Origin of the sequence: Pseudoxanthomonas sacheonensis (assembly GCF_031455975.1) — a bacterium.
In the GTDB taxonomy this organism is placed as follows: domain Bacteria; phylum Pseudomonadota; class Gammaproteobacteria; order Xanthomonadales; family Xanthomonadaceae; genus Pseudoxanthomonas_A; species Pseudoxanthomonas_A sacheonensis_A.
Genome location: NZ_JAVDTT010000001.1, coordinates 1111097 through 1137674 on the forward strand (window position 1 = coordinate 1111097; position 26578 = coordinate 1137674).

Sequence of the window (26578 nt, forward strand, 5' to 3'; positions counted from 1 at the left end):
CCTTACTCTTGCAGTCGTCAGTTCGACCAGCCGCCGTCGATGATGTGGGTTTGTCCGGTGGTGAAAGAGGACTCGTCGGATGCCAGGTAGACCACCAGCGCCGCGATTTCCTTCGGATCGCCCAGCCGGCCCATCGGTTGACGCTCGATGAAGCTTTTCCACACGGCTTCCTGATCGCCGCCCAGCGCGGCGACGCGCTCGGAAAGCGACGGGGTCTTGATGGTTCCGGGACAGATCGCATTGCAGCGCACGCCCTGGGTGACGAAATCGGCCGCGATCGCCTTGCTCAAGCCGATCACCGCCGCCTTGGTGGTGGAGTAAGCGAATCGGTTGGGCACGCCTTTGATGCTCGAGGCGACCGAGGACATGTTGATGATGCTTCCCCGGCCCTGCGCGAGCATGCCGGGCAACACCGCCCGGCACAGCGAATACATGGCGTCCACGTTGATCGCGAAAGAGCGCCGCCACGCGTCCCGATCGCAATCGAGAATGCTGCCTTGATGCACGTAGCCGGCGCAGTTGAAAAGCACATCGAAAGCGCACTGGGCGGACACGAACGCGTCGATATCCTCGGGACGGGTGACATCCAATACCTGTGTCTGGATAGATCCGGACTCCGCCGCAAGCGAGGCCAAGGCTTGCGCGTCGATATCGGTGGCCAGCACCAGCGCCCCTTCGCGCGCGCAGGCCAGCGCGCTTTCGCGGCCGATGCCGGCACCGGCCGCGGTAATCAGGCAGCGCTTTCCTCGCAGACGGCCGCTCATCGCGCAACCGCCTGAGGATCGTTGGATAGTTGAGACATCGTTTTTCTCCTGCAATTCACAAGTACGATTAACGCGCCAGGCGATAGAAGCGCTGGGCGTTGTTGGCGAAGACCTCTTCCTGGTGCCCTGCGGCCAGGCGTCCAACCAACGCTTTGGCCATCTCGAACCAGTGCAGATAGCCGGCAGTGGCGGTCAGTACCGGCCAATCGCTGCCCCACATGATTCGTCCGGCTCCGAAACTGGCGAACAGATGCGCTACGTAAGGTTCGATGTCCGCCGCCGACGCAGAGCGCCTCGCTTCGGACAGCAGACCGGATAATTTGCACAGCACGTTGGTTTCGTCGGCCAGGCGCGTAATCTGCTGCGCCCAGCCGTCGAACCCCTCACCGGCGATATCCGGCTTCCCGGCGTGGTCGAGCACCGCCCTCAGTTGGGGGTGACGGCTCAGCCGCTCGGCAAGTACCGGCAAGTGCACAGGCGCGACCAAGGCATCGAACGACAGATCGTTGTCTATCAACGCTTTGAACGCCGGATCCAGCGCCGGCCTCAGCAACCATTGCGTATCCGGAATATCCTGGACCATCGGCCGCAATCCTTTCAAACGACCCTGTGCGGCGTGGCACAGCGATGCTATCCGCTGCGACGCATCGTCGGCTTCGAAGTCGGCCCATCCGACTACGCCTGCGATCACAGGATGCTGGCGCGCGAGATCGAGGAGATAGTGGGTTTCGGCTTCGGTCGCCGCTGCCTGGATCACCACCACCGACTCGACCTGGCATGCCCTCAAAGTCGCATCGATGTCGCTCGGAAGAAAATCGCGGTACAGCGCGGAAAACTCCGGCGTCAGCCATAGATAGTCGCCGCGCGAGAGCTGCCAGAAGTGCAGATGCGAATCGACGGTCCTCACGGCGTTCTCGCCCAGTCCTGGGTCAATCCCTCGGCGCGCAGCTGTTGCCAGAATTCTGCGGGCAGTTCCGCGCGGTAGCGCAGCGACGCGCTCATCGCTTCATCCGCGTTGCGCATTCCGGCCACCACGCTGATCACCGCCGGATGGGCCAGCGGAAACTGCAAAGCGGCAGCGCCCACATCCACGCCATGTTCTGCGCAGATGGCGTAGATCTGCTGGGCGCGTTGCAGGACTTTCGGCTCCACCGGCGCGTAGTTGTAGGTGCTGCCCGGCGCCCGCGCATCGCCCATCAACCCTGAGCTGTAAGGACCCGCGACCAGGATGCCGACGTTCCGCGCCTGCGCTTCCTGCATGATCCGTTGCGATGCGTGCTGTTCCAGCAAGGTGTAGCGGCCGGCCAGCATCACGCAGTCCAGCGGGAACAAAGGCATCAGTTCGACGGCGATGTCTTCTTCGTTGACGCCGATGCCGATCGCGCCGCACGCGCCGGAGGATTTCAGTTCCGCCATCGCCGGTAGCGCTTCGTCCAGCGCCTGCCGCAGCATGATCGGATGATTATCGCCATGGGTAAGCCGACCGATGTCGTGCAGCAGCAGGATATCGACACGATCGGTTCCCAAGCGCTGCAGACTGGACTCGAACGAGCGCATCACACCGTCGCGGCTGTAGTCGAACTCCGCTTTGCGGCCGGCGACGGCGAAGCCTTCCCAGCCCGGCTCGCGGGTGGCGTCTTCGTAGATTCGCCGCCCCACCTTGGTGGAGATATGGACGCTGTCGCGGCGCACGCCCTTCAGCCCCCGACCCAAGCGCGATTCGCTCAGGCCATAGCCGTAGTACGGCGCGGTATCGAAATAACAGATGCCCTTCTCAAGCGCGGCGCCTATCGCCCGCATCGCCTCATCGTCGGTCACTTCGGTGTACAGGTTGCCGATAGGCGCCGCGCCGAAGCCCAGTACCGGCAGGCGCACATCGGTGGCGCCCAAGCGGCGTTCAGCGATTTCGGTGGCTGCGGACATTGTTCGCTTCACTCTTCGGCGAATCGCAGCTGCAGCGGCAAGCGTTTCTGGTGACGGACCAGGGGGCTATACATGGCGTCCCCTCCCAGGGAGTTGGAAACCATGGCGGCGGCAGCTTGGGCAGAGGGCTCCACTATGCTACCGACGCCATGATTTTATATGCGAATATGCATATCATATTTGAACAATACAAGTCGCAATGTGTCGCGCATCGACGATTTGAATTCAACTAATTGATATTCATAGACATTATTTTCTCTTAACGACTTGGTTGGGCTAACGAGAGACTCTCATGCACCCTCACAGAAGTAACAGGGCTCGACCCTATGCGGCTGTCACTTAGATAGCTCCGGGCCTGCGAAGTCGGCAAAAGATCAGACAGGTCCTCCCATCATCGACAGCGGCCAGCGAACACCATGAGTATGCAGACCACTGAACGACAACCCACATCTCCAGCCCTCGCGGCCTTGCCAACGCCAACCACCTATTGCGAGCAGAACTTATGAGTCCCGATCTTTCCGGCAAGCAGGATTTCCGCACCGAGGATTTCCTGCGTGCGCACATCGCCGACACGATGGCGTTCTACCATCCGCGCGTGATCGACCCGAGCGGCGGCTTCTTCCATTATTTCCGCGACGATGGCACGGTCTACGACGCCACCCACCGGCACCTGGTCAGCAGTACGCGTTTTGTCTTCAACTACGCGATGGCGGCACGCGAGTTCGGCAGCGATGCAGCCTTGCGGCAGGAATACCTCGACGCCGCGCGCCATGGTCTGCGTTACCTTCGCGAAGTACATCTCGATCCGCGCAACGGCGGCTATGTCTGGACGATCCGCGACGGCCTCGCCGAAGACCGCACCAATCATGCTTATGGCGTCGCGTTCGTGCTGCTGGCTTACGCGACCGCGCGCAAGGCCGGCATCGATGAAGTGGCGCCGTGGATGGACGAAACCTGGGAGCTGCTCGAATCGCGCTATTGGGATGCGGCCGCCGGGTTGTATCGCGACGAAGCCGACGCCGATTGGCGCTTCAGCGATTACCGCGGCCAGAACGCCAACATGCACATGTGCGAGGCGATGCTGGCGGCTTACGAGGCCAGTGACGAGCCCCGCTACCTCGATCGCGCGCTTACGCTAGCCGACCACATAACCCGACGCCAGGCGGCGAAAGCCGGCGGCCTGGTATGGGAACACTACGATCGCGATTGGAACGTCGACTGGGATTACCACCGCGACGACCCCAAGCACCTTTTCCGTCCCTGGGGTTTCCAGCCGGGCCATCTGACCGAATGGGCGAAGCTGCTGGTGATCCTCGACGGTCATCTGCAAGCGCGCGGCACTGCGGAGGCTTGGCCGCTACCGACCGCACGGCACCTGTTCGATACCGCGGTGGCACGGGCCTGGGACGACGAATCCGGCGGGCTCTGCTACGGCTTCGCACCGGACGGAAGCGTTTGCGACGACGACAAGTATTTCTGGGTGCAGGCCGAGTCGATCGCGGCAGCGGCGCGCCTGGCGGTACGCAGCGGCGACAGCGGTTACTGGGACTGGTACGACAAACTGTGGGACTACTCGTGGCGGCATTTTGTCGATCACCAACACGGGGCCTGGTACCGCATCCTGGATCGCGACAACCGCAAGTACAGCAACGAGAAGAGTCCCGCCGGCAAGACCGATTACCACACGATGGGAGCGTGCTACGACGTGTTGCAGGTACTGCGTCAATCGTCGGTCTGAGCCGGACAAGGTGTACCCAAGCCGGAATCGTCATCCCAGCGAAAGCTGGGATCCATCTTGACTTTGGAGCTTTGCGCTAGAAGCAAGATCAAAATGGATCCCAGCTTTCGCTGGGATGACGCCCTCGTATTTCGTTGAGCGTAGTGTCGGTTAAAGGTTGTCCGGGATAGCAGGCGGGCGCAGACGCAGCGGCGCGGTAGATCCGCGCACCACCAGTTGCGGCACGAAGCCCTGATTGCGCAGCGGCGTCGGCTTGTCGGCGTGGGCGTGCTGGCGCAGGCCGCCGATCAGCAGGCGCGCAGCCTGCTTGGCGATGCTCTCGGTGGCTTGCTTGGCGGTGGTCAGCGGCGGCCACGACTGGCGCGAGAACGGGCTGTCCTCGAAACCGGCGATGGAAAGTTCGTAGGGCACGTCGATGCCGGCGGATTTCGCCGCCGCCAGCACGCCAGCGGCGATCTCGTCGTTGCTGCCGAAGATCGCGGTCGGCGGTTCTTGCAGGGCGAGCAGGCACCGCGCACCACGGAAGCCGTCGTCGAAGGTGTAATCGCCGGGCACCGCCAACTGCTCGTCGACGGTGATGCCGTAATCCTTCAACGCCTGTTCGTAGCCCGTGTAGCGCTCGCCGCTGGAACGGTGTTGCGGACCGCCCCACAGAAAACCGATGCGCTGGTGGCCGAGCTGGATCAGGTGCTCGGTGATCTCGTAGGCGGCGTTGCGGTCATCGACGTAGACGCACGGCAGGCCGTCGTTCGGGTCTTCGGTCGCGGCGATGATGCGTACCAGCGCGATGCCACGCGCGGCCAACGTATCGATCAGATCCTTGCGTTCGGACATGGGTGCGGTCAGCACCAGTCCGGCCAAGCGAGAGCGCTGCACGAAGTCGACCAGTTCGTCGGCCAGCAGCGGCGACGTCGAATCCACTGGCTGGATCTGCAAGCCGTAGCCGGTCTCGCGGCAAGCGGCGAGCACGCCCTTCTGTACCGCGATGATGTGGTACGGGTTGGGATTGTCGTAGACCAAGCCGATCACGAACGACAAACCATTGCGCAGATTGCGGGCGGACGGATCGGGTTCGTAGTCGAGCTCGGTGATCGCCTGGGTTACCCGTGCGCGCGTGCCCTGCGTCACAGAAGGCTCGTTGTTGATCACCCGGGACACGGTCTTCAACGAGACCTTGGCGCGTTCGGCGACGTCCTTAATGGTGGATCTGCGCGTGATGGCTTGCGTTGTCATACGTTCCTCGATTGCGCCCGCTCCGGCATCCCCTCCAGGACCTCAACGACCGCCTTTTGGTGCCCGCCTTGCCCCAGAAGTTTGGCGCATTAGAACGTTCTAATACGGCAAAATATCAACAAATTTGCAAGTAATCCAGGACTTTGCATATATGAACAGGCGTTTCTGCTTCTTATAAGACGTCTTTAACAGAAACCGATGACAGGTCATTGACATCGTTGTTTAGATCGATCCAAACTCGGATCACAGGGGCACCTTGCCGGGTGCCATGGGCGGATACGGGGGCATGAGAGAAGTGTGTTCGCAATGATCGATCGAGCCACAACGAGTTCACTGGCGAAGGGCATGCCCTTCCTCGCTGCAGATGTCGGCGGCACCCACGCTCGCCTGGCTCTGGTGCGTGCCGGAGCTTCCGCCGGGCAGCCGATCGAGGTGCTGGCCTTCCACAAGTACGACTGCACCGACTACACGTCGCTCGTCGACTTCATCATCGAGTTCCTCGCCACGCACGACGGCCGCGGCGTGGATCGTGGGGTGGTCGCCAGCGCCGGCTACGCACTGGACGACGGCACGGTCATCACCACCAATCTGCCGTGGCCGCTGTCGATTCGGGAAACCCGCGAGCACCTCGGCTTCGCCGACCTACGCCTGGTCAACGACTTCGAGGCCGTGGCCTACGCCGCCGCCGCCCTCCCCACCTTGGAAACCACCCATATCACCGGACCGTACGAGTCCACGGTCAACGGCCCGATGCTGGTGCTGGGCCCGGGCACCGGCCTCGGCGCGGCGGTGTGGATTCCCCGCAGCGATCGTCCCTTCGTGTTGGCCACCGAGGCCGGCCAGGCCTCGCTGGCGGCCAACAACGAACTCGAACTGGCGCTGCTGGCGCAACTATTGAAACAGCATGCGCACGTGACGATCGAACATGTGCTGTCCGGTCCCGGCATCCTCAACTTGTACAACGCGCTGGCGGTGCTGCGCGGCGCGAAACCCGTATTGTCAAAACCAAGCCAGATCACCGCGGCGGCGCAGACCGGCGATGACGTGCTGGCGCGCGAAACCCTCGAAGTTTTCTGCGGTTTCCTTGGCAGCGTGGTCGGCGACATGGCGCTGACCTACGGCGTGCAGGGCGGCATCCGCCTGGCCGGCGGCATTTTGCCGCAGATCCGCGACTTCCTTCCGAATAGCGACTTTGTCGCGCGCTACCTCAACAAGGGACCGATGCGCCCAGCGCTGGAGCGCATTCCCGTGCGTCTGGTCGAGCACGGACAGCTTGGCGTGGTCGGCGCAGCACATTGGTATCTGAACTAGAGAACACGAACTTTCGCAACCGCGATCAAAGACACGGAGTGGACGTATACGGCGTCCGGGGTGGAAATCCATGGAGCAACAACAGCTCGGCAACAACACAACCAACTAGGCAACAGAACAACCACCGCAGCAACCAACAGACTGATCGGGAGAGTGGCATGAAGTACCGCAAGTCAGCACTATCGGCAGCCATCGTCGCCAGCATAGCGTTCAGCGCCCATGCGCAAGAAGCCAGCCAGGCGCCCAGTTCCAATGAGCAGGCCACGCAGTTAGACACCGTCACCGTTACCGGCTACCGCCTCTCTCTGGAAAAGAGCCAGGCGGTCAAACGCTCGGCCAATTCCATCGTCGACGCGATCAGCGCGGAAGACATCGGCAAGTTCCCCGACACCAACGCCGCCGAATCGCTGTCGCACCTGCCCGGCATCACCGTCGACCGCCAGTTCGGCGAAGGCGAGAAGGTCAGCATCAACGGCACCGACCCGGCGCTGAACCGGGTGCTGATCAACGGCCAGACCATCGCTTCCGGCGACTGGGGCGGCAATCCCACCGACACCAGCGGCCGCACCTTCAACTACACCTTGCTCTCGCCGGAAATCATCGGCCTGATGGAGGTGTACAAGACCCCGGAAGCGCGCATCGACGAAGGTTCGATCGGCGGCACCGTGATCGTGCACACCCGCAAGCCGCTGGACCTGCCCAAGAACACCATCCGCGGTTCGCTCGGCTACAACTACAACGACCGCTCGGAAGACGGCAACCCGCGTGGCTCGTTGCTGTGGAGCTGGAAGAACGATGCCGAGGACTTCGGTTTCCTGGTCACGGGCACGCACGATGAGCAGAGCATTTCACGCGCCGGCATCGAGTATTGGGGCTACGTCACCGGCTTGCCCGCCACCGCCACGATCACCGGCGAAGGCGACCCGGCCGCGGCCAAGCTGCCGGTCGGCATCAGCAGCTCCTACTTCCAGCAGGACCGTAAGCGTGACGGTCTGCAGGCGGCGCTGCAGTGGAAGCCCAATGACCGCAACGAGTTCAACCTGACCGGCCTCTACGTCAAGGGCAAGTACGACAACTTTAGCCAGGCGCGCTATGTCTGCCCGGCCTGCAGCCTGAGCCAGATCACCAGCGCCACCATCCAGGATGGCTACGTGGTCGCCGCCGACGTCGACGGCGACGCCTATGCGCAGCACGATTTCAACCTGCGCAAGAGCCAGGTCGAGACCAATAGCCTGAACCTGCGTCACGACTACTATGGCGACAACTGGGTGTTCACCACCCAGGCGGGCACCACCAGCGCCAAGGGCGGCAAGGATCCCGAGTATTTGATGAAGACCCTGCTGCTCAGCGGCGGATTCGACTTCGAGTACGACGCCAACCACACCATCGTGAACTACGACAACAACGACGCGTCCAACTGGGGCCTCGCCCCGGGCCAGCAGTACGGCGGCCAATACTACGAAACCAGCCGCGACAAGGAACGCTACTTCCAGTTCGACGCCGAGCACGATGTGGAATGGGGTCCGATCAACAAGATCCAGATGGGCTACAAGTACACCAACCACGACAACAGCGTGTCTTCGCGCGGCAATGCGGTGGACGTGGTCACGGCCTTGAACCTGACCGAAATCATGGGCGGCATGTCGCCGGGCGGACTGTACGACGGCCTGGGAGCCAGCGGAGACTTGACGGATTGGACGACGGCCGATCTGGGCGCAGCCATCGCCTATTTCAATACGCTGACGCCGCGAGGCCCGTACAACTACAACTACGGCCCGTCTTTCGCGGTCAAGGAAATCACCAACGCGTTCTACGCACAGGCCAACTTCGAGTCGGGCAAGTGGCGCGGCAACCTGGGCGTGCGCTATGTCGACACCTCCGACAAGTCGCTGTACTGGGTCAGCAACGGCTCGGGCGGTTACGATCAAGCACTGGCCAACCGCAGCTACTACAAGCCGCTGCCCAACTTCAATCTGGCCTACGAGCTCAACGACGATATGGTGGCGCGCTTCTCCGCCGCCAAGGTGATCGCCCGTCCGCGTTATGGTCAGTTGGCCGGAACGCTGGACCTCAACGACCAGAACTTCACCGGCGGCGGCGGCAACGTAGATCTGAAACCCTACGAGGCCAACAACTACGGCGTGTCGTTCGAATGGTACTTCGCCCCGAGCAGCATGCTGGCGGCCGAGTTGTTCCGGCGCGATATCACCAACTACGTCGTGACCAACACCACCGAGCAACAGCTGACCAATCCGATCTCGGGTGTATCCGGCGTCTATTCCATCAGCCGCCCGATCAACGTTGCTGATGCCACGGCTACTGGTCTGTCGCTGAACTACCAGCAGGCGTTCGAAAACGGCTTTGGCATCAACGCCAACTACACTTATACCGACACCAGCAGCAGTACCGATCTGTTCTTGCCGTATGTCTCGAAGAACGCCTATACGCTGACCCCTTACTTCGAAAAAGGTCCGTTCAACGTACGCGTCAACTACAGCTATCGCTCGGAGTACTTCAATCAGATCGGGCGCCAGCAATCCACCGTGTTCGCCGATGCGTACAAGCAACTCGACCTGATCGCCGGCTATCAGATCAACGATATGTTCGGCGTCACCTTCAGCGCCACCAATCTGCTCGACGAAACCTACTACTGGTACGACACCCAGAAGCGCACCCCGCTCGGCGTATACAAGAGCGGACGCAACTACCAGTTGGCCTTCACCTATAAGTTCTAAGGTGGTGTGGTATGGGCGGGCCATCGTTCCCTCCACGATGGCCTGCCCTTTTTTTGCAGGGCCGCGGCAGCGGCCCCGCAACTTTTTTCGCAAGGAGTGCCGTTCCCCATGACGCCCGAAAGCCGCTGCCACGCAGCTCCATTCCGCCGCCACGCTGGAGCCGCACGCCGAACGCCGGCACCGCCGGCCGCACGCACTCCCCTCTTTTCTCTCCGCCGTGACAGAGTCGTCTGCTGCGCAGACCACGACCACGTTATTGTTCCTCCGGCATACATGGCCACCGTCACCAACGCGAGCGCCTGGCGCGCGAGACCGATGCCAGCGCGGATCGCTGCCAGGCGACCGGCCTCGACAAGAACGATGAAGAAGGCGACCGCATGATCACCACATCCGTCCGTTTCGTACGCACCGGCACGCTGATGCGCGCATTCTCCCTGCTGCTGGCCGCCGGCCTCTCGCTGTCCGGCTGCGCTGAGCGCACAGCTCCGGTCACCGCCGCCGCGCGCACCGAAGTGCTGCCGCTGATTCCCGCACCGGCCCAAGTCGAGCGTGGCGAGGGTCGCTTGCAGATCACTGCCAAGACTGTCGTTTCTGTCCCGCCAGGCGATGTTCCGGCGCGCGACGCGGCCAACCATTTAGTCGAGTTGCTGCGCGATGCGCGCGGCTTGGACCTGAGCGTGCGTGAGGAACCTGTATCCTCGCCTGCCAGCATCCGCTTGCAACTGGACTCTAAATCGCCGGTTGCCCAGGCCGAGGGATATGCGTTGGATGTGGACGCGCAGGGTCTGCGCATTCGCGCGCGCGACGCTGCTGGCCTGTTCTACGGTGCGATCAGCGCATGGCAACTGGCGAGCGCCGATGCCAAGCACGGTGCTTTCGAAATACCGGCGGTGACGATCCGCGATTGGCCGCGTTTCGGCTGGCGCGGCCAGTTACTCGACGTGGCCCGCCACTTCCACGACGTGGACACGGTCAAACACGTGATCGACGCGATGGCCCAGCACAAGCTCAACGTGCTGCACCTGCACCTTACCGACGACCAGGGCTGGCGCATCGAAATCAAGCGCTATCCGAAGCTCACCGAGATCGGCGCCTGGCGCACACCACCGGGCGCGGGCCGCCACGGTACGCCGCAGCGCTATGGTGGCTTTTACACGCAGGAACAGATCCGCGACCTGGTGGCCTATGCCGCCGAGCGCCACATCACCATCCTGCCCGAGATCGACATGCCCGGCCATGCACAGGCGGCGGTGGCGGCCTATCCGGAAGAGGTCGGCGTGACCGGCGAACGCCCAGCGGTGGCAGTGGATTGGGGCGTCAATCCCTACCTGTTCGACACCGACGAACGCAGCATGAAGTTCATCGAAGGCGTGCTCGACGAAGTGCTGGAGCTGTTCCCCTCGCCATACATCCACATCGGCGGCGACGAAGCGGTTAAGGATCAGTGGGAAACGTCGCCGGCGGTCCGTGCGCAGATGCGACAGCTCGGAGTGAAGGACGCGCATGCGATGCAGGGTTGGTTCAATGCGCAACTGGCGAAGTACCTGACCAGCAAGGGCCGGCGTCTGATCGGTTGGGACGAGATCCTGGAAGGCGGCCTGCCGGAAAGCGCCTCGGTGATGTCCTGGCGCGGTGTGGAAGGCGCCGTAGCCGCCGCCAAACTCGGCCATGACGTGGTGCTGGCGCCGGCCGGCTGGATGTATCTCGACAATCTGCAGACCGATCGCAGCGACGAGCCCAACGGCCGCCTGGCGATGCTGCCGCTGTCGCGTGTGTACGAACTGGATCCGGTACCGGCGGGGTTGACCGCTGACCAGGCCCGGCACGTGCTCGGCGCGCAGGGCGCGTTGTGGAGCGAATACATTCCTTCGTCCCGCCACGTCGACCACGCGCTGTTCCCGCGCCTAGCCGCAGTGGCCGAGGTGGCTTGGTCGCCGATGGCCGCGCGTAGTTGGGACGGTTTCCTCGCGCGCTTGCCGGCACAGCTGCAGCGCTATCGCGCGCTGGGCATCGACTACAGCGACGGCGCCTTCGCCGCCGATATCAAGATCGACGGCAGCTCTAACAAGGTATCGACTAACACGGTATTGAACGGCGGCCCGACCAAGATCGCGTTGGGCAATCAGACCGGCATCGGCCAGATCCGCTACACCATCGACGGCAGCGAGCCGACCCTGAAATCCTCGCGCTACGGCGCGCCGTTCGCGGTCACGCTGCCGGTGACGGTCAAAGCCGCGGTATTCACCGAGGATGGACAGCCGCTGGCCGCTGCGCGTAGCCGCCATCTCGACCGTGACGCGCTGCTGAGCGTCGACACCCAGGGCCTGCGCAACTGCCACGACGGAGGTCCGCTGGGCCTGCGCGTACCGCTGTTGCCGGACATGCCGGGCACCGACACGCCGGTGTACAACGTCGACCTGTTCTACGCCTGCTGGACCTACCCGCAGGCGCGGTTGGACGGTATTACAGGAATCCGCGTCGACGCCGTGCGCCTGGCGCGCAATTATGGGCTGGCGCACGATCAGTCCAAGGTGCATCAGTATCCTCCGAGCTCACCGCAGGGAGAACTGGAAGTGTTGAGCGGTTGCGACGGCGAGATCCTGGCCAAAGTGGCGCTGCCGGCCGGCGCCACTTTGGGCGAACAATTCACTCTGGAAGCGCCACTGCCGCCACGCGAAGGCGTCCATGATCTGTGCCTGCGCTTCACTGCGCCCATCGAAGGTCCGCTGTACGCGATCGGGGCCGTCCACCTGATCGAGGCCACCGCGCAGTCGCCACCCAAGCGCTGATTCACCTTAAGGAGCTTTGCATGTTCTCGCCCTACCTCCGCTTGCGTTCCTGCCGCTTTCCTTACTGGGCCGCACTGCTTTGCACGGCTCTGGCAATGCCGGCTTGGGCCGCACCGCCAACCTCGCTCAGCCTCGATGAGGGTTGGCAAGTTCGGTTACTGCCGAGACAGGCGCAGGCGAAGGAGCATCCGCAAGCGCAGGCGTGGCTGCCGGCACAGGTGCCGGGCACGGTGCAGACGGATCTGATGGCGGCCGGACTGGTGCCCGATCCGTTCCTGGGCAGCAACGAGGGCGCGATCCAATGGGTGGGCCTGAGCGACTGGCAGTACCGCGGCCGTTTCAAAATCGATGCGGCGACTTTGAAGCGCGAGCGCGTCGAACTGGTATTCGACGGGCTGGACACGCTGGCCGAGGTTCGCCTCAACGGCAAGCCGCTGTTGGACGCGGACAATATGTTCCGGCGTTGGCGCGTGGATGCCAAACCGCTGCTCAAGCGCGGCGAGAACGTGCTTGAAGTGATCCTGCGCTCGCCGATCAAGAAGATCCAGCCGTGGCTGGCGCAACAGCCGTATGCGCTGCCGGGCGGCTACGACTCGGCCTTCGGCGATGAGCCGAAGGCCCGGCTCAGCACCACCTACGTCCGCAAGGCGCCCTACCATTTCGGCTGGGACTGGGGGCCGCGCATCGTCACCGCCGGCATCTGGAAGAACGTGCGTCTGGAAGCCTGGGACACGCTGCGCGTGGAGGACCTGCACATTGCACAGCAACGGGTGGACGCGCGAGCGGCGCAGCTGGAAGCGCAGATCGAGCTGGAGGCCAACGCCAGCGGGCCGGTGCAGGTCGCGCTGGAAGTGCGCGGCCCGGACGGCGCCTTGGTCACGCGGCTCGAACGCGATGCGGTGGTCGATCCCGGCCGTAATCGCATCGATATGCCGCTGCGCATCGCCGACCCCAAGCGCTGGTTCCCGTTCGGCTACGGCGCCCAGGATCGCTACACCTTTGTCGCGACGCTGCGCGATGCCAGTGGCGACACGCACGCGGTCCAGCGCAGCACCGGTCTGCGCACCGTCGAGCTGCGCCGCGAGAAGGACCAGTGGGGCAAGAGCATGGAACTGGTGGTCAACGGCATCCCGATTTTCGCCAAGGGCGCCAACCTGATTCCGCTGGACAGCTTCCCCACCCGTGTGGATGAGCAGCGCATGCGCCGCACTTTGCTCGACGCACGCGAAGCCAACATGAACATGTTGCGCATGTGGGGCGGCGGCCACTACCAGGACGACCGCTTCTACGAGCTCGCCGACGAACTGGGCGTCATGATCTGGCAGGACTTCATGTTCGGCGGCGCTATTCCGCCGTACGACGTGGCTTTCCGCGAGAACACAAGGCAGGAAGCGATCGAACAGGTCAAGCGCCTACGCGACCATCCCAGCATCGTGATGTGGTGCGGTAACAACGAAGTGCAGACCGGTTGGGATCACTGGGGCGACCGGGTCAAGTTCAAACAGTCGATCGATCCGGAGGAACGCGGCCGAATCGAACGCGGCATGACCACGTTGTTCGGCACAGTGTTCCGCGAGGTGGTCGCCGTGCACGATCCGGACGTGCCGTACTGGGCGACCTCGCCCGGCACCGATTTCGATGGCGGCGCGGACCTGAGCGACGATGGCGACATGCACTACTGGCAGGTCTGGGGCGGCGAAGCCAAGCCGGTCGAGGCCTACCTGGACGTCGACAGCCGTTTCCTGTCCGAATACGGGCTGCAGTCCTTTCCGGACATGCGCACTCTCCGCGCCTTCGCCGGCCCACAGGACATGCAACCGGAATCACCGGTGATGCGCGCGCATCAGAAGTACGACAACGGCAACGGCAATCAACGCCTGCTCCTGTACATCCGCCGCGAGTTCGGCGAACCGAAGGATTTCGAAAGCTTCGTCTACCTGAGCCAACTGATGCAGGCCGAAGGCATCGGTCTGGCCGCCTCGCACCTGCGCGCGTCGCGTCCTCAGGCGATGGGTTCGCTGTACTGGCAACTCAATGACGTGTGGCCGGGCGCATCGTGGTCCAGCGTGGACTACTACGGACGATGGAAAGCGCTCAACTACCACGCCCGTCATTTCTACGCGCCGGAGCTGGCCGCCGCGCTGCGCAAGGACGGCAAGACGACGCTTTCCCTGGTTTCCGACCGCACCGCACCGCTTGCCGCACGCTGGCGGCTGCGCGTAATGGATTTCGACGGGAAGGAACTGAGCCGCCGCGAGAAGACAGCGACGCTGCCGCCACTGAGCAGCACCCCGATCGGCCAATTCAGCGATGCGCAACTGCTCGGCCGCGCCGATCGGAAGCGAAGCTTTGCGGTGTTCGAACTGCTCGATGGTGAGCGCGTACTGTCGCGCCAGTTGGTGTTCTTCGATGCCGCCAAGCATCTCGCGCTGCCTGCCGTACAGGTCCGCAGCGAATGGAAGGCCGACGGCGACGGCTTCGCGCTGACCTTGTCCAGCGACGCGTTGGCGCGCGAGGTCTGGCTCTCGTTCGGCGATCTGGACGTGCATGTCTCCGATAACGCCTTCGACTTGTTGCCGGGCGAACCGCTGACGGTACGCGTACGCAGCGCCTCGACATTGGAAACACTGCAGGCGTCGCTGCAGATCCGTGACCTCGCGGCGACACTCGCTGGTGCGCCGGCTGAACCTGCGGAGGCGAAACGATGAGTAATCCGTCATCCCCGCGCAGGCGGGGATCCAGTGCCTTTTGTTCTTCCCGTGCCCAAAATCGCTGGGTCCTCGCCTGGGTGGGGATGACGATGCTGGTCGCCTTGCTTGCCATCGCATCCGCTCCCGTCCGCGCCGACGAAGCCGAGGACCGCGCGGCCGCGCTGGTGGCGAAGATGACGCGCGAGGAGAAGATCGCTCAGACCATGAACGCCGCTCCGGCGATTCCGCGGCTGCGCGTGCCGGCCTACGAATGGTGGAACGAGGGTCTGCATGGTGTCGCCCGCAGCGGCCATGCCACGGTGTTCCCGCAGGCGATCGGGCTGGCGGCGAGTTGGAATACCGATCTGCTCGAGCAAGTCGGTACCGTGACCTCGACCGAGGCGCGCGCCAAGTTCAACATTGCAGGCGGCCCTGGCAGCGATCACAAGCGTTATGACGGTCTGACCATCTGGTCGCCGAACATCAATATCTTTCGCGACCCGCGTTGGGGCCGCGGCATGGAAACCTACGGCGAAGATCCCTACCTCACCGGAGAACTGGCGGTAGGTTTCATTCGCGGCCTGCAGGGCGACGACCCGCAACACCCGCGCACGATCGCCACCCCCAAGCACCTTGCCGTGCACAGCGGTCCGGAGCCGGGCCGCCATGGCTTCGACGTCGACGTCTCCCCGCGCGACCTGGAGGCGACCTATTTGCCTGCGTTCCGCGCCGCGCTGGTCGAGGGCCATGCCGGCGCGGTGATGTGCGCCTACAACTCGCTGCACGGCCTGCCAGCCTGCGCTGCCGACTGGCTGCTCGATGGCCGCTTGCGCGGCGACTGGGGCTTCAAGGGTTTCGTGGTCTCCGACTGCGATGCGCTCTACGACATGCTTCACTTCCATTACTTCCGTCCCGACGAAGCCGGTGCCGCCGCCGCCGCGCTGAAGGCCGGGCACGATCTCAACTGCGGCAACACTTATCGCGCACTGGGGCAGGCGCTGGATCGTGGCGAGGCCGACGAAGCGCTGCTGGACCAATCGCTGGTACGCCTGTTCGCCGCACGCTACCGCCTGGGTGAACTGGAACGACCCCGACAGGATCCTTACGCACGATTGGGTGCGGACGACATCGGCGCACCCGCCGGCCGCAAGCTGGCGCTTGAAGCGGCATTGCAGTCGCTGGTGCTGTTGAAGAACCAGGGCGCGACACTGCCGCTGAAGCCGGACACCAGGCTGGCGGTGATCGGCCCGAACGCCGACGCTCTTGCCGCACTGGAAGCCAACTATCAAGGCACCTCGGTCGATCCGGTGACGCCTTTGGTGGGTTTGCGACAACGCTTCGGTCAGCAGCGCGTGAGCTATGCCCAAGGCGCGCCGCTGTCTGCCGGAGTGCCGGTGATGATTCCGGAAACCGCACTGCGCAACGACGGAAAAGTGGGCCTGAAGGGCGAGTACTTCGACAATCCGGACTTGGCCGGCACTCCACGTCTGGTACGTCAGGATCGCGTGATCAGCTTCAACTGGGATCAGGTGGCGCCGGCTTCCGGCGTAGACAAGAATCGTTACTCGGTACGCTGGACCGGCGAACTGCTGCCGCCCGGTCCCGGCGACTACACGTTGGCGGTACGCGTGGCGCGCTGCTTCGATTGCACCGGGCACGATCCGGTGCGCCTGTACATCGACGACGAACTGGTGATCGCAGGCAACGCCGAAGACAAGCGCGTTGCCACCGGTGTGCATAACGCCGACGGCCGCAACGTCGAGGCGCAGATCCGTTTCGAGGACACGCGACCACGGCGGCTCCGTCTGGAGATCGAACACCAAGGCCAGGATCAGGGCCTACGCCTGGAATGGCTGGCGCCGGCGGAGGCGCAACTGGCCGAAGCCGAGCGCGTAATCGCGCAGGCCGACGCAGTGGTGGCTTTCGTCGGTTTGTCGCCGGATGTGGAGGGCGAAGAACTGAAGGTCGACGTGCTCGGTTTCGACGGCGGCGACCGCAACGCGATCGGTCTTCCGGCGATGCAGCAGGCGCTGCTCGAACGCGCCAAGACCAGCGGCAAGCCCCTGATCGCGGTGTTGATGAGCGGCAGCGCGGTGGCGTTGAACTGGGCGCAGCAACATGCCGATGCCATCCTCGCCGCGTGGTACCCCGGCCAGTCCGGCGGCACCGCCATCGCCCAGGCCCTGGCCGGCGATTTCAATCCCGGCGGCCGACTGCCGGTGACCTTCTACCACTCGACCAAGGACCTGCCGGCCTACATCAGCTATGACATGAAGGGCCGCACCTACCGCTACTTCACCGGCACGCCGCTGTATCCGTTCGGTCACGGCCTGAGCTACACCAGCTTCGCTTATGACGCGCCTCGGCTGTCGACGCCGACGTTGAAGGCTGGCGAACCGCTGCGTGTAAGCGTGCGGGTGCGGAACAGCGGCGACCGCAGCGGCGATGAGGTGGTGCAGGTTTATCTCGAGTATCCGCAGCGACCGCAATCGCCGATCCGCAGTCTGGTCGGATTCGAGCGGTTGACGCTGAAGCCAGGCGAATCGCGTGAACTGAACTTCGAACTGGACGCGCGCAAGCTCAGCGACGTCGACCGCGCCGGCCAGCGCGCGGTCGAGGCCGGCAACTACCGCGTATTCGTCGGCGGCGGCCAGCCCGGCACCGGTGCGCCGGGTGGCGAAGCGGCGTTCTCGATCCAGGGTCGGATGCCGATGCCGAAGTGACGGAGGCGTCAAGCGCCATGGAAACACCCGGATCGGCGCCGCCCTTGCGCGGTCCACACCCAGAAGACGAATCAGGAATATTCGACATGCCCACCCGCCGCGATGTCCTTCATGTATTCGGCGCCGCCTTGCTGGCCACCGCCCTGCCCGGCTTTGCCGCCGACGGTGCGGCCTTCACCAGCCGCCGTCCGCCCAAGGCACGGCGCGGCTTCGTCAGCGCTGCGGTGGAACGCCAGCTGGCCCGAATCAAGGCGCAGGTCGGCGATCCCGAACTGGCCTGGTTGTTCGAGAACTGCTACCCGAACACGCTAGACACCACCGTGCAGACCGGCACCCGCGACGGCAAGCCGGACACCTTCGTCATCACCGGCGACATCGAAGCGATGTGGCTGCGCGACTCCTCCGCGCAGGTGCATTCTTATATCCCTCTGGCGAAACAGGACCCGGCGCTGCGGCGGATGCTGCATGGCCTGATCCGGCGGCAGTCGTTCTGCATCCGGCTCGATCCCTATGCCAACGCCTTTCTGCCCGATGACGCGACCCAGCGTCTGAAGTGGTCGGTGAACGACATCACCGAGATGAAGCCCGGTGTGGGCGAACGCAAATGGGAAGTCGATTCGCTGTGCTACCCGATCCGACTGGCGCACGCATACTGGCGCGCCACCGGCGACACCGCGCCGTTCGACGACGACTGGCGCGAGGCGATGCGTATCGTAGTGCGCACTTTCCGCGAGCAGCAGCGCCTGCACGACCGCGGTCCCTACACCTTCCAACGGCCCTCATCGCTCGCCACCGAAACTCTGGTGCTGGGAGGCTACGGCCAGCCGACCCGGCCCAACGGCATGATCCATTCGATGTTCCGGCCGTCCGACGACGCCTGCGTGTATCCGCTGTTCGTGCCGGCCAACCTGTTCGCGGTAACGGTGCTGCGGCAACTGGCGCAGATGAGCCGGACGATCCATCACGACCGCGACTTCGCCTCCGAGTGCAGCGCGCTCGCCGAGCAAGTGGAAAAGGCGACGCGCCAGCACGGTTTGATGCGCGACGCCGATGGTCAAGCGTTTTGGGCGTACGAGGTGGACGGATACGGCAACCAACTGTTCATCGACGACGCCAACGCGCCCGGCCTGCTGAGCCTGGCTTATCTGGGCTGCTGCGAGCGCGACGACCCCGTGTTCCTGCGCAGCCGTCAGTTGGCCTGGAGCGATCGCAATCCCTATTTCTGCCGCGGCCGCGCCGCCGAGGGCGTCGGCAGCCCGCACAGCGGCCTGCGCACGATCTGGCCGATGGCGATCATCCAATACGCGCTGGCCAGCGACGACGATACGCAAATCAGTCGGTGCCTACACTGGCTCAAGACCACCCACGCGGGCACCGGTTTCATGCACGAGGCCTTCGATCAGGACGATCCGGCGAAGTTCACCCGCGATTGGTTCGCCTGGGCCAACAGCCTGTTCGGCGAACTGGTTATCGATTTGGCGCAGCGCAAACCGCACTTGCTGCGCAAAGTTTGACCTATCCCTTCTCCCGCTTGCGGGAGAACGCACTACGGAGAGCATGCATGCCAACACGACGCGGATTCCTGCAAAGCGCCATTGCGCTGGCTTTGTTCGGCGTGGGCGGACAGGCCAGACCGGCGCGCGCGCTTGCCGGAAACTTCGCGTTGCCCGCCGATGCCCGCGTGCGCGCGGACCTGACCCGCCATGTCGATACGTTCATCGGTACCGGCGGTCACGGCCACACCTTCCCCGGCGCCACGCTGCCGTTCGGCATGGTGCAGCTCAGCCCGGACACCTACAACGCGGTTTGGGATGCGTGCAGCGGCTACCACGAGTCCGACGGTTCGATCATGGGCTTCTCGCACACCCATCTGTCCGGCACCGGCATCGGCGATATGCTCGACTTCCTGATAGTGCCGCGCACGGGTGAAGTCAGACTGCAGCCCGGTCCGCTGAACGCCCCGGAGACCGGCTATCGATCGCGTTACGATCACGCCGATGAGGCCGCCTCTCCGGGCTATTACCGGGTGCTGCTGAAGGACACCGGCATCCACGCCGAACTGACCGCTACCGCGCGCGCCGGCCTGCACCGCTATCGCTTCCCCCAAGGCCAGCCCGGTCATCTGCTGCTGGACTTGAGCCACGGCTTCCAGGACAACGCATCCACTCCGACCCGCGTCAGCGACGCGCAGTTGCGTATCGTCGACGAACGCACGGTCACCGGCGGCCGTCGCGTCTATCAATGGGCGAAGGGCCGCTATCTGTTCTTCGCGATGCGGCTGTCGCGTCCGTTCGCGCAAGTGCAGTTGTATAGCGACGACCAGCCATTGGCCGAACAGGCGCGCCAGGCCGACGGCACCCGGCTGAAGGCGGCGCTGCATTTCCCGGATGCCGACGCCGCGCCACTGCTGATCAAGGTCGGCATCTCCGCGGTCAGCGCCGAGAATGCGTTGGCGAACCTCGATGCCGAGTTGCCGGATTTCGATTTCGCCCGCGTGCACGCCGAGGCGGTCGCCGCCTGGGAGAAGGAACTGGCGCGGGTGCGCATCGATACCGACGACCCCGATACCGATGACGGCACGCAGCGGCGCATCTTCTACACCAGCCTGTACCACTCGCTGTTGGCGCCGACCTTGTTCAGCGACGTGGATGGCCGCTACCGCGGCATGGACCTGCAGGTGCATACCTTGCCCGAGGGCTACCGCAACTACAGTACCTATTCGCTGTGGGACACCTATCGCGCCTTGCACCCGCTGTTGACTTTGGTGCAGCCCGAACGCGTTCCCGATCTGATCCAGGGCTTGGTGCGCGGCGCGGCCGAATGCCCGGATGGGGTCGGCATCTGGCCGCTGCAGGGCGTAGAGACTGGCACCATGATCGGTTACCACTCGGTGGTGGCGCTGGCCGAAGCCCACGCCAAGGGCTTCGAGGGCATCGACTACGCCGCGGCTTGGCCGTTGTACCGCAAGCGCGCGATGGACGACGACTCGCATGGCCTGCCCTACTACCGCCGACTCGGCTACATCCCCAGCGACAAGGTCAACGAAGCGGCCAGCCGCACCTTGGAATACGCCTACGACGACTGGGCCTGCGCGCATCTGGCGCGCGCGGCCGGCGCCGAGGACGACTACCGCGCTCTCCTCGCCCGCTCGCGCAACTATCGCAACCTGTTCAACCAGGACAGCGGCTTCATCCAGCCGCGATTGGAAGACGGCAGCTGGGCCGCACCGTTCGACCCGCGCGCGCTCGGCCACTCGGAGCGTTGGCACGACTTCACCGAATCCAACGCCTGGCAGGCCACCTTCCTCAATCAGCACGACCTATACGGCTACATGGAACGGTTCGGCGGCCGCGACGGTTTCGTGCGCAAGCTCGATGAACTGTTCAGCACCAGCTCCGAGCTGCCGGCCGGCGCGCCGCCGGATATCGATGGCATGGTCGGCCAGTACGCGCACGGCAACGAGCCCAGCCACCACGTCGCCTATCTCTACGCTTACGCCGGGCAACCCTGGAAGACTCAGGCCATGGCGCGCCGACTGCTGCGCGAGCAGTACCGCGACGCCCGCGACGGTCTGTCCGGCAACGAAGACTGCGGGCAGATGAGCGCCTGGTTCGTGCTCAGCGCGCTGGGCTTCTACCCGGTCGATCCGGTCAGCGGCAATTACGTGTTCGGCAGTCCCCTCTTCCGCCGCGCCGAACTGGATGTCGGCGGCGGCCGCACCCTGCGCATCGTCACCCGCCACAACAGCGCACGGAACGTCTACGTGCAACGCGTGCGTTGGAACGGCAAACCGTATGCGCGCAGTTGGATACGCCACGCCGACCTGGCCGCGGGCGGCACCCTGGAATTCGAGATGGGGCCGGAACCCAATCGGGATTTCGGCAGTCGTCTGGAAGATTTGCCACCGTCGTTTATTTGAAGCAGGAAGTTGGGAATTGGAAATCGCCAGAGCATTGGCTTCTCCCTTCTCCCTCCGGGAGAAGGTGCCCGTAGGGCGGATGAGGGAATGGCAATGACGTGCCATCGAGTTTGCTGCACGCGGACACTCCACTCCCTCATCCGTCGCTGCGCGCCACCTTCTCCCGGTGGGAGAAGGGAAAAAGGCCCGAGCAAGCAATCCGTCACCAATGCAACACACTGAAGAGACCCACATGCTGCGCAACCTCCTCGCATCACTCGTCGTAACGCTCGCGCTGACGGCACCGACCACAGGCATCGCTGCAGACATCTGGCCCGTGTTCTCGACCCAAGCCACCCATTTCACCCGCGACGGCGAGCCCTACCAGATCGTCTCCGGCGCGATCCATTTCCAGCGCATACCGCGCGCGTATTGGAAGGACCGTCTGCAGAAGGCACGCGCGCTCGGTCTGAACACGGTGGAGACTTACGTATTCTGGAATCTGGTGGAGCCGCGACGCGGCGAGTTCGACTTCCAGGGCGACAACGACGTCGCCGCCTTCGTACGCGAGGCTGCCGCGCAGGGACTGAACGTGATCCTGCGCCCCGGCCCCTACGTCTGCGCCGAATGGGAAGCCGGCGGCTATCCGACCTGGTTGTTCGCGGAGCCGGGCATGCGCGTGCGCAGCCGCGATCCGCGTTTCCTCGCCGCCAGCGGCGCGTACCTGAAAGCCGTCGCCGAGCAGGTGGGTCCGTTGCTCAACGGCAACGGCGGCCCGATCATCGCGGTGCAGGTCGAGAACGAGTACGGCTCCTACGACGACGATCACGCCTATATGCGGGCCAATCGCGAGTTGTTCGTGCAGGCCGGCTTCGACAAGGCACTGCTGTTCACTTCCGATGGCGCCGACATGCTCGCCAACGGCGCGCTCGTAAACGGCACGTCGCCCGACACGCTGGCGGTGGTGAACTTCGCGCCTGGCGAAGCCAAAAGCGCGTTCGAGAAGCTGGAGAAGTTCCAGCCAGGCCGGCCACGCATGGTCGGCGAATACTGGGCGGGCTGGTTCGATCATTGGGGCAAGCCGCACGCCAGCACCAACGCCAAACAGCAGGCCGAGGAATTGGAATGGATACTGCGACAGGGCCATTCGGTGAATCTGTACATGTTCGTCGGCGGCACCAGCTTCGGCTTCATGAACGGCGCCAACTTGCAGGGCAATCCCAGCGACCATTACGCGCCGCAGACCACCAGTTACGACTACGACGCGGCGTTGGACGAGGCCGGACGGCCGACGCCTAAGTTCGCGTTGCTCCGCGACGCCATCGCACGTTCGACCGGAGTGCAGCCGCCACCGCTGCCGGCGCCGGTGCGCTTCGCCGCGTTGCCGCGGGTCGCGCTGCGCGAATCGGCGTCGCTATGGGACAACCTGCCCGAGCCGGTCGCCAGCGACACCCCATTGCCAATGGAAGCCTATGGCCAGGATTACGGCTACATCCTTTACCGCACCACCGTGACCGGGCCGCGCAAGGGCGAGTTGTATTTGGGCGAAGTGCGCGATTACGCGCGCGTCTATCTCGATCGCAAGCTAGCCGGCAGCGTCGAACGCCGTTTGCAACAGGTATCGGTGACGCTGGACGTACCCGCTGGAGAACACACGCTCGACGTGCTGGTGGAAAACAGCGGGCGCATCAACTATGGCCCGCGCATGGCCGACGGCCGCGCCGGACTGGTCGATCCGGTGTTGCTGGACGGCGAACGCTTGCTGGGTTGGCAGGCGTTCCCGTTGCCGATGCGTTCGCCCGACACGCTGCGAGGCTGGACCACAGCCAAGGTGGAAGGTCCGGCGTTCCACCGCGGCAGCTTGCGCATCGCCGCTCCGGCCGACGTCTGGCTCGACATGGCTGCGTTCGGCAAGGGTTTCGCCTGGGCCAACGGCCGCAATCTGGGTCGCCACTGGAACATCGGCCCGCAGCGCACGCTGTACTTCCCGGCGCCGTGGCAACGGCAAGGCGACAATCCGTTGGTGGTGTTCGATCTGGACAGCGTCGACGACGCCAGCGTGCGCGGCACCACGGAGCCGTTGTGGAGCAATCACGGACATGACTGAGGTTCGCGGCATGCTCGCTGGATCAAACCCTTCCCCACCGTTCCCGATCCGCGCGGCCAATGGCCGTGCCATCGCTTGCAAGGTATCCCGATGACCCGCCTCTTTCGCTTTCCTATCCTTCGCCTGGCCGCGCTCACGCTGTCCTTTCTGGCTCTGCCGCTGGCCGCCGCGCAGAACTTCTCCGAGGTTCGGCCATCGCCACAACAAGTGGCTTGGCAGGAGATGGAGTTCGGCGTGATCGTGCACTTCAATCCCAACACTTGGCTGGACCAGGAATGGGGCGACGGCACCGCCAGTCCGTCGGTGTTCAATCCCGATCAGGTCGATCCCGGGCAATGGGCGCGCGCGGCCAAGGCAGCCGGTGCGAAATACCTGATCCTGGTCGCCAAGCATCATGACGGCTTCGCCCTATGGCCGACCGCGCAGAGCGAATATTCGGTCAAGAACAGTCCCTGGCTGGGAGGCAAGGGCGACCTGGTCAGGATGACCAGCGAAGCGGTTCGCAAGGAAGGCTTGGGCTTCGGCATCTACCTGTCGCCCTGGGACCGGCACGAACCCAAGTACGCCGACGCCAAGGCCTACGACAAGTTCTATACCGCGCAGTTGGTGGACCTGGCGCTTCATTACGGGCCGATCACCGAATGGTGGCTGGACGGTGCCGGCAGCGCCGGCCATGTCTACGACTTCGACAAATACATCGAGGAGCTGCGCACCTACCAGCCGAACGCGATGGTGTTCGCCGACACGGCGCTGTTCGAGTACGGCGACATCCGCTGGGTCGGCAACGAAGACGGCTTCATCGTGGGCGAGAACTGGAACGTGATCGATCGTCATGGCTTCCTGCGCTGGCGGCCGGTGGAAGTGGATACGCCGCTGCATCGTTTTCAATGGTTCTGGCATCCCAACAGCGACCAGACTCTCAAGAGCCTGGACGAGCTGGTGGAGATCTGGGAGAAGAGCGTGGGCTTGGGCGGTCAGCTGGTGCTGGGGATCGCGCCAGACACCCGAGGTCTGTTGCCGGAAGCGGACGTACGGCGGCTGCGCGAGCTGGGCGAAGCGATCCAGGCGCTGTATGGACCTGCCAAGAACTTGGTGCCGAGCAGTCTGAAAAGCGCAGGTACCGGTGCCGCGGCGGCCGATGGCGACCGCGACACTTTCTGGAGTGCGCCCGAGGGCTCGCACCATGCGACCTTGGAGCTGACTTTCAAACAGCCGGTGACTTTCGACAGCGCGCTGAGCATGGAATGGATCAACGCCGGCCAGCGCGTGCAGAAATACGCGGTGGAGGCGTGGCAGGACGGTCGGTGGGTGCGGCTGACGCAGGCGCAGGCGATCGGACGGATGAAGATCGATCGTTTCGCGCCGGTGACCACCTCGCGAGTACGCCTGAACATCCTGTCCAGTTCCGATCCCGCGCACATCCGCGAGTTCCAATTGTTCAACACCGGCAAAGGCGTAGCAGCGGCGCGGTGAGCGCCCGTATCCTCATCCATGCGTCTTCCACGAACCAATGCCCTACTCGCCTTCTCGTTGCTTGCCACCGTGACATCGTGCGGAGCCTTACCCGCACGGTCGCCGGTGGTGCTGGAGGAATTCATCGCCACGCGGCCGCCGACGCCGCAAAGCCATGCGTCCACCCTGGTCGAAACCCGCGACGGCAGCTTGCTCGCCGCTTGGTTTGGCGGCGAACACGAAGGCGCGGCGGATGTAGGCATCTGGCTTGCTCGCCGCGATGCAGACCACTGGCAATCGCCGCGACGCGTGGCCGACGGCGCCCAGGGCAACAACATGCAGGACAACAGCCGGCCGCAGCCGGCGTGGAATCCGGTGCTATTCCAACCCGAGCAGGGTCCATTGCAGTTGTACTACAAGGTCGGCCCGAATCCGCGGCAATGGTGGGGACTGCTCACCCTCTCCTCCGACGACGGCGCGCATTGGTCCGCGCCTAGGCGTCTGCCCGACGGCATTCTCGGTCCGATAAAGAACAAGCCGCTGCAGTTGGCCAACGGCCGCATTCTCGCCCCGAGCAGCAGCGAGGACGAGACCGACGGCTGGCGCGCGCACATCGAAACCAGCGACGACAACGGGCTGCACTGGCGGCGTGGCGGCGCGCTCAACGATCCTGCGCATATCGGGGCGATCCAGCCCAGCCTGCTGCGCCATCGCGACGGCCGCCTGCAGGCGCTCGGACGCAGCAAACAGAACCATGTGTTCAGCGTCTTCTCCAACGACGATGGCGCCACTTGGGAGCCGATGACCTTGCTGGACATCGAAAATCCCAACTCCGGCACCGATGCGGTGATGCTGCGCGACGGCCGCGCGTTGCTGGTCTATAACCCGACCTTGGCCGGCAAGGACTGGTGGGAGGGTCGAGGTGTGCTGGCGGTGGCGCTGTCGGATGACGGCATGCGCTGGCGGCGCGTGCTGACGCTGGAGGACAGTCCCAAGGACGAGTTCTCCTATCCGGCAGTCATCCAGACCCGCGACGGACTGGTGCACATCAGTTACACCTGGAAGCGCCAGCGCATCAAGCACGTGGTGCTGGATCCACGCTTGCTGCCGTCTCCATAGCAGGGGATTGTCGGATCATCGGAATTGATGGCTTAGGAATTGATGGTTTACGCGCTGCCGAGGACGTCACTTTGACGAGCCAACGGCTGTTGAAAA

At 64.1% G+C, this 26578-nt stretch carries 15 protein-coding genes; 11 read left to right on the top strand and 4 right to left on the bottom strand.

Annotated elements, in window-relative coordinates; genetic code table 11:
* Positions 1 to 17: 17 nt before the first annotated feature.
* From J2W94_RS05045 to J2W94_RS05055, 3 genes are all read right to left on the bottom strand, one after another.
* Complete coding sequence (locus tag J2W94_RS05045) at positions 18 to 764, bottom strand: SDR family oxidoreductase (protein ID WP_310090746.1); 747 nt, start codon at positions 762 to 764, stop codon at positions 18 to 20.
* A gap of 67 nt (positions 765 to 831) precedes the next feature.
* Entirely contained in the window at positions 832 to 1671 is an 840-nt protein-coding gene (locus J2W94_RS05050) for an amidohydrolase family protein (protein ID WP_310090748.1), read from the bottom strand.
* Positions 1668 to 2687, bottom strand: a complete 1020-nt coding sequence (locus J2W94_RS05055) for an aldo/keto reductase (RefSeq protein WP_310090750.1) — start codon at positions 2685 to 2687, stop codon at positions 1668 to 1670. Before J2W94_RS05055 ends, J2W94_RS05050 begins: the two co-directional genes overlap by 4 nt.
* A 502-nt stretch (positions 2688 to 3189) precedes the next feature.
* Here J2W94_RS05055 and J2W94_RS05060 point away from each other — a divergent pair.
* Positions 3190 to 4425 carry an AGE family epimerase/isomerase gene (locus J2W94_RS05060; protein ID WP_310090751.1) on the top strand — a complete coding sequence of 412 codons (1236 nt, stop codon included), beginning with the start codon at positions 3190 to 3192 and terminating at the stop codon, positions 4423 to 4425.
* 150 nt (positions 4426 to 4575) lie between these two features.
* Here J2W94_RS05060 and J2W94_RS05065 read toward each other — a convergent pair whose 3' ends face one another.
* Positions 4576 to 5658: a LacI family DNA-binding transcriptional regulator gene (locus J2W94_RS05065; protein ID WP_310090754.1), complete on the bottom strand. Its 1083-nt coding sequence runs from the start codon at positions 5656 to 5658 to the stop codon at positions 4576 to 4578.
* Positions 5659 to 5964: 306 nt separating this feature from the next.
* Between J2W94_RS05065 and glk the strand changes: the two genes are divergently transcribed.
* From glk to J2W94_RS05115, 10 genes are all read left to right on the top strand, one after another.
* Positions 5965 to 6969 (top strand): glucokinase, encoded by a 1005-nt coding sequence (gene glk, locus J2W94_RS05070; RefSeq protein ID WP_310090756.1) that lies wholly within the window; start codon positions 5965 to 5967, stop codon positions 6967 to 6969.
* 158 nt (positions 6970 to 7127) lie between these two features.
* Positions 7128 to 9704 carry a TonB-dependent receptor gene (locus tag J2W94_RS05075; RefSeq protein ID WP_310090758.1) on the top strand — a complete coding sequence of 859 codons (2577 nt, stop codon included), beginning with the start codon at positions 7128 to 7130 and terminating at the stop codon, positions 9702 to 9704.
* Positions 9705 to 10081: 377 nt separating this feature from the next.
* Positions 10082 to 12493, top strand: a complete 2412-nt coding sequence (locus tag J2W94_RS05080) for a beta-N-acetylhexosaminidase (RefSeq protein ID WP_430540542.1) — start codon at positions 10082 to 10084, stop codon at positions 12491 to 12493.
* 20 nt (positions 12494 to 12513) lie between these two features.
* Positions 12514 to 15201: a beta-mannosidase gene (locus J2W94_RS05085; RefSeq protein ID WP_430540543.1), complete on the top strand. Its 2688-nt coding sequence runs from the start codon at positions 12514 to 12516 to the stop codon at positions 15199 to 15201.
* A gap of 86 nt (positions 15202 to 15287) precedes the next feature.
* Positions 15288 to 17906, top strand: a complete 2619-nt coding sequence (locus J2W94_RS05090; protein ID WP_430540544.1) for a glycoside hydrolase family 3 C-terminal domain-containing protein — start codon at positions 15288 to 15290, stop codon at positions 17904 to 17906.
* An 86-nt stretch (positions 17907 to 17992) separates the two neighbouring features.
* Positions 17993 to 19420: a glycoside hydrolase family 125 protein gene (locus J2W94_RS05095; protein ID WP_310090762.1), complete on the top strand. Its 1428-nt coding sequence runs from the start codon at positions 17993 to 17995 to the stop codon at positions 19418 to 19420.
* 47 nt (positions 19421 to 19467) lie between these two features.
* On the top strand, positions 19468 to 21825 hold the full coding sequence (locus J2W94_RS05100; RefSeq protein ID WP_310090764.1) for a GH92 family glycosyl hydrolase: 2358 nt from the start codon (positions 19468 to 19470) through the stop codon (positions 21823 to 21825).
* A gap of 232 nt (positions 21826 to 22057) precedes the next feature.
* Positions 22058 to 23911, top strand: a complete 1854-nt coding sequence (locus J2W94_RS05105; RefSeq protein WP_310090768.1) for a glycoside hydrolase family 35 protein — start codon at positions 22058 to 22060, stop codon at positions 23909 to 23911.
* Between the two features lie 90 nt (positions 23912 to 24001).
* On the top strand, positions 24002 to 25384 hold the full coding sequence (locus J2W94_RS05110) for an alpha-L-fucosidase (RefSeq protein WP_310090772.1): 1383 nt from the start codon (positions 24002 to 24004) through the stop codon (positions 25382 to 25384).
* A gap of 18 nt (positions 25385 to 25402) precedes the next feature.
* Complete coding sequence (locus tag J2W94_RS05115) at positions 25403 to 26482, top strand: sialidase family protein (RefSeq protein ID WP_430540545.1); 1080 nt, start codon at positions 25403 to 25405, stop codon at positions 26480 to 26482.
* The last annotated feature ends 96 nt before the right edge of the window (positions 26483 to 26578 follow it).

Excerpts from the sequence above, each read along its gene's own strand:
- J2W94_RS05085 (WP_430540543.1), top strand. The coding sequence starts at position 12,514 with ATGTTCTCGCCCTACCTCCGCTTGCGTTCCTGCCGCTTTCCTTACTGG.
- J2W94_RS05105 (WP_310090768.1), top strand. The coding sequence starts at position 22,058 with ATGCTGCGCAACCTCCTCGCATCACTCGTCGTAACGCTCGCGCTGACG.
- J2W94_RS05095 (WP_310090762.1), top strand. The coding sequence starts at position 17,993 with ATGCCCACCCGCCGCGATGTCCTTCATGTATTCGGCGCCGCCTTGCTG.
- J2W94_RS05080 (WP_430540542.1), top strand. The coding sequence starts at position 10,082 with ATGATCACCACATCCGTCCGTTTCGTACGCACCGGCACGCTGATGCGC.
- J2W94_RS05100 (WP_310090764.1), top strand. The coding sequence starts at position 19,468 with ATGCCAACACGACGCGGATTCCTGCAAAGCGCCATTGCGCTGGCTTTG.
- J2W94_RS05115 (WP_430540545.1), top strand. The coding sequence starts at position 25,403 with ATGCGTCTTCCACGAACCAATGCCCTACTCGCCTTCTCGTTGCTTGCC.
- J2W94_RS05090 (WP_430540544.1), top strand. The coding sequence starts at position 15,288 with ATGACGATGCTGGTCGCCTTGCTTGCCATCGCATCCGCTCCCGTCCGC.
- J2W94_RS05065 (WP_310090754.1), bottom strand. The coding sequence starts at position 5,658 with ATGACAACGCAAGCCATCACGCGCAGATCCACCATTAAGGACGTCGCC.
- J2W94_RS05060 (WP_310090751.1), top strand. The coding sequence starts at position 3,190 with ATGAGTCCCGATCTTTCCGGCAAGCAGGATTTCCGCACCGAGGATTTC.
- J2W94_RS05110 (WP_310090772.1), top strand. The coding sequence starts at position 24,002 with ATGACCCGCCTCTTTCGCTTTCCTATCCTTCGCCTGGCCGCGCTCACG.
- J2W94_RS05045 (WP_310090746.1), bottom strand. The coding sequence starts at position 764 with ATGAGCGGCCGTCTGCGAGGAAAGCGCTGCCTGATTACCGCGGCCGGT.
- glk (WP_310090756.1), top strand. The coding sequence starts at position 5,965 with ATGATCGATCGAGCCACAACGAGTTCACTGGCGAAGGGCATGCCCTTC.
- J2W94_RS05075 (WP_310090758.1), top strand. The coding sequence starts at position 7,128 with ATGAAGTACCGCAAGTCAGCACTATCGGCAGCCATCGTCGCCAGCATA.
- J2W94_RS05055 (WP_310090750.1), bottom strand. The coding sequence starts at position 2,687 with ATGTCCGCAGCCACCGAAATCGCTGAACGCCGCTTGGGCGCCACCGAT.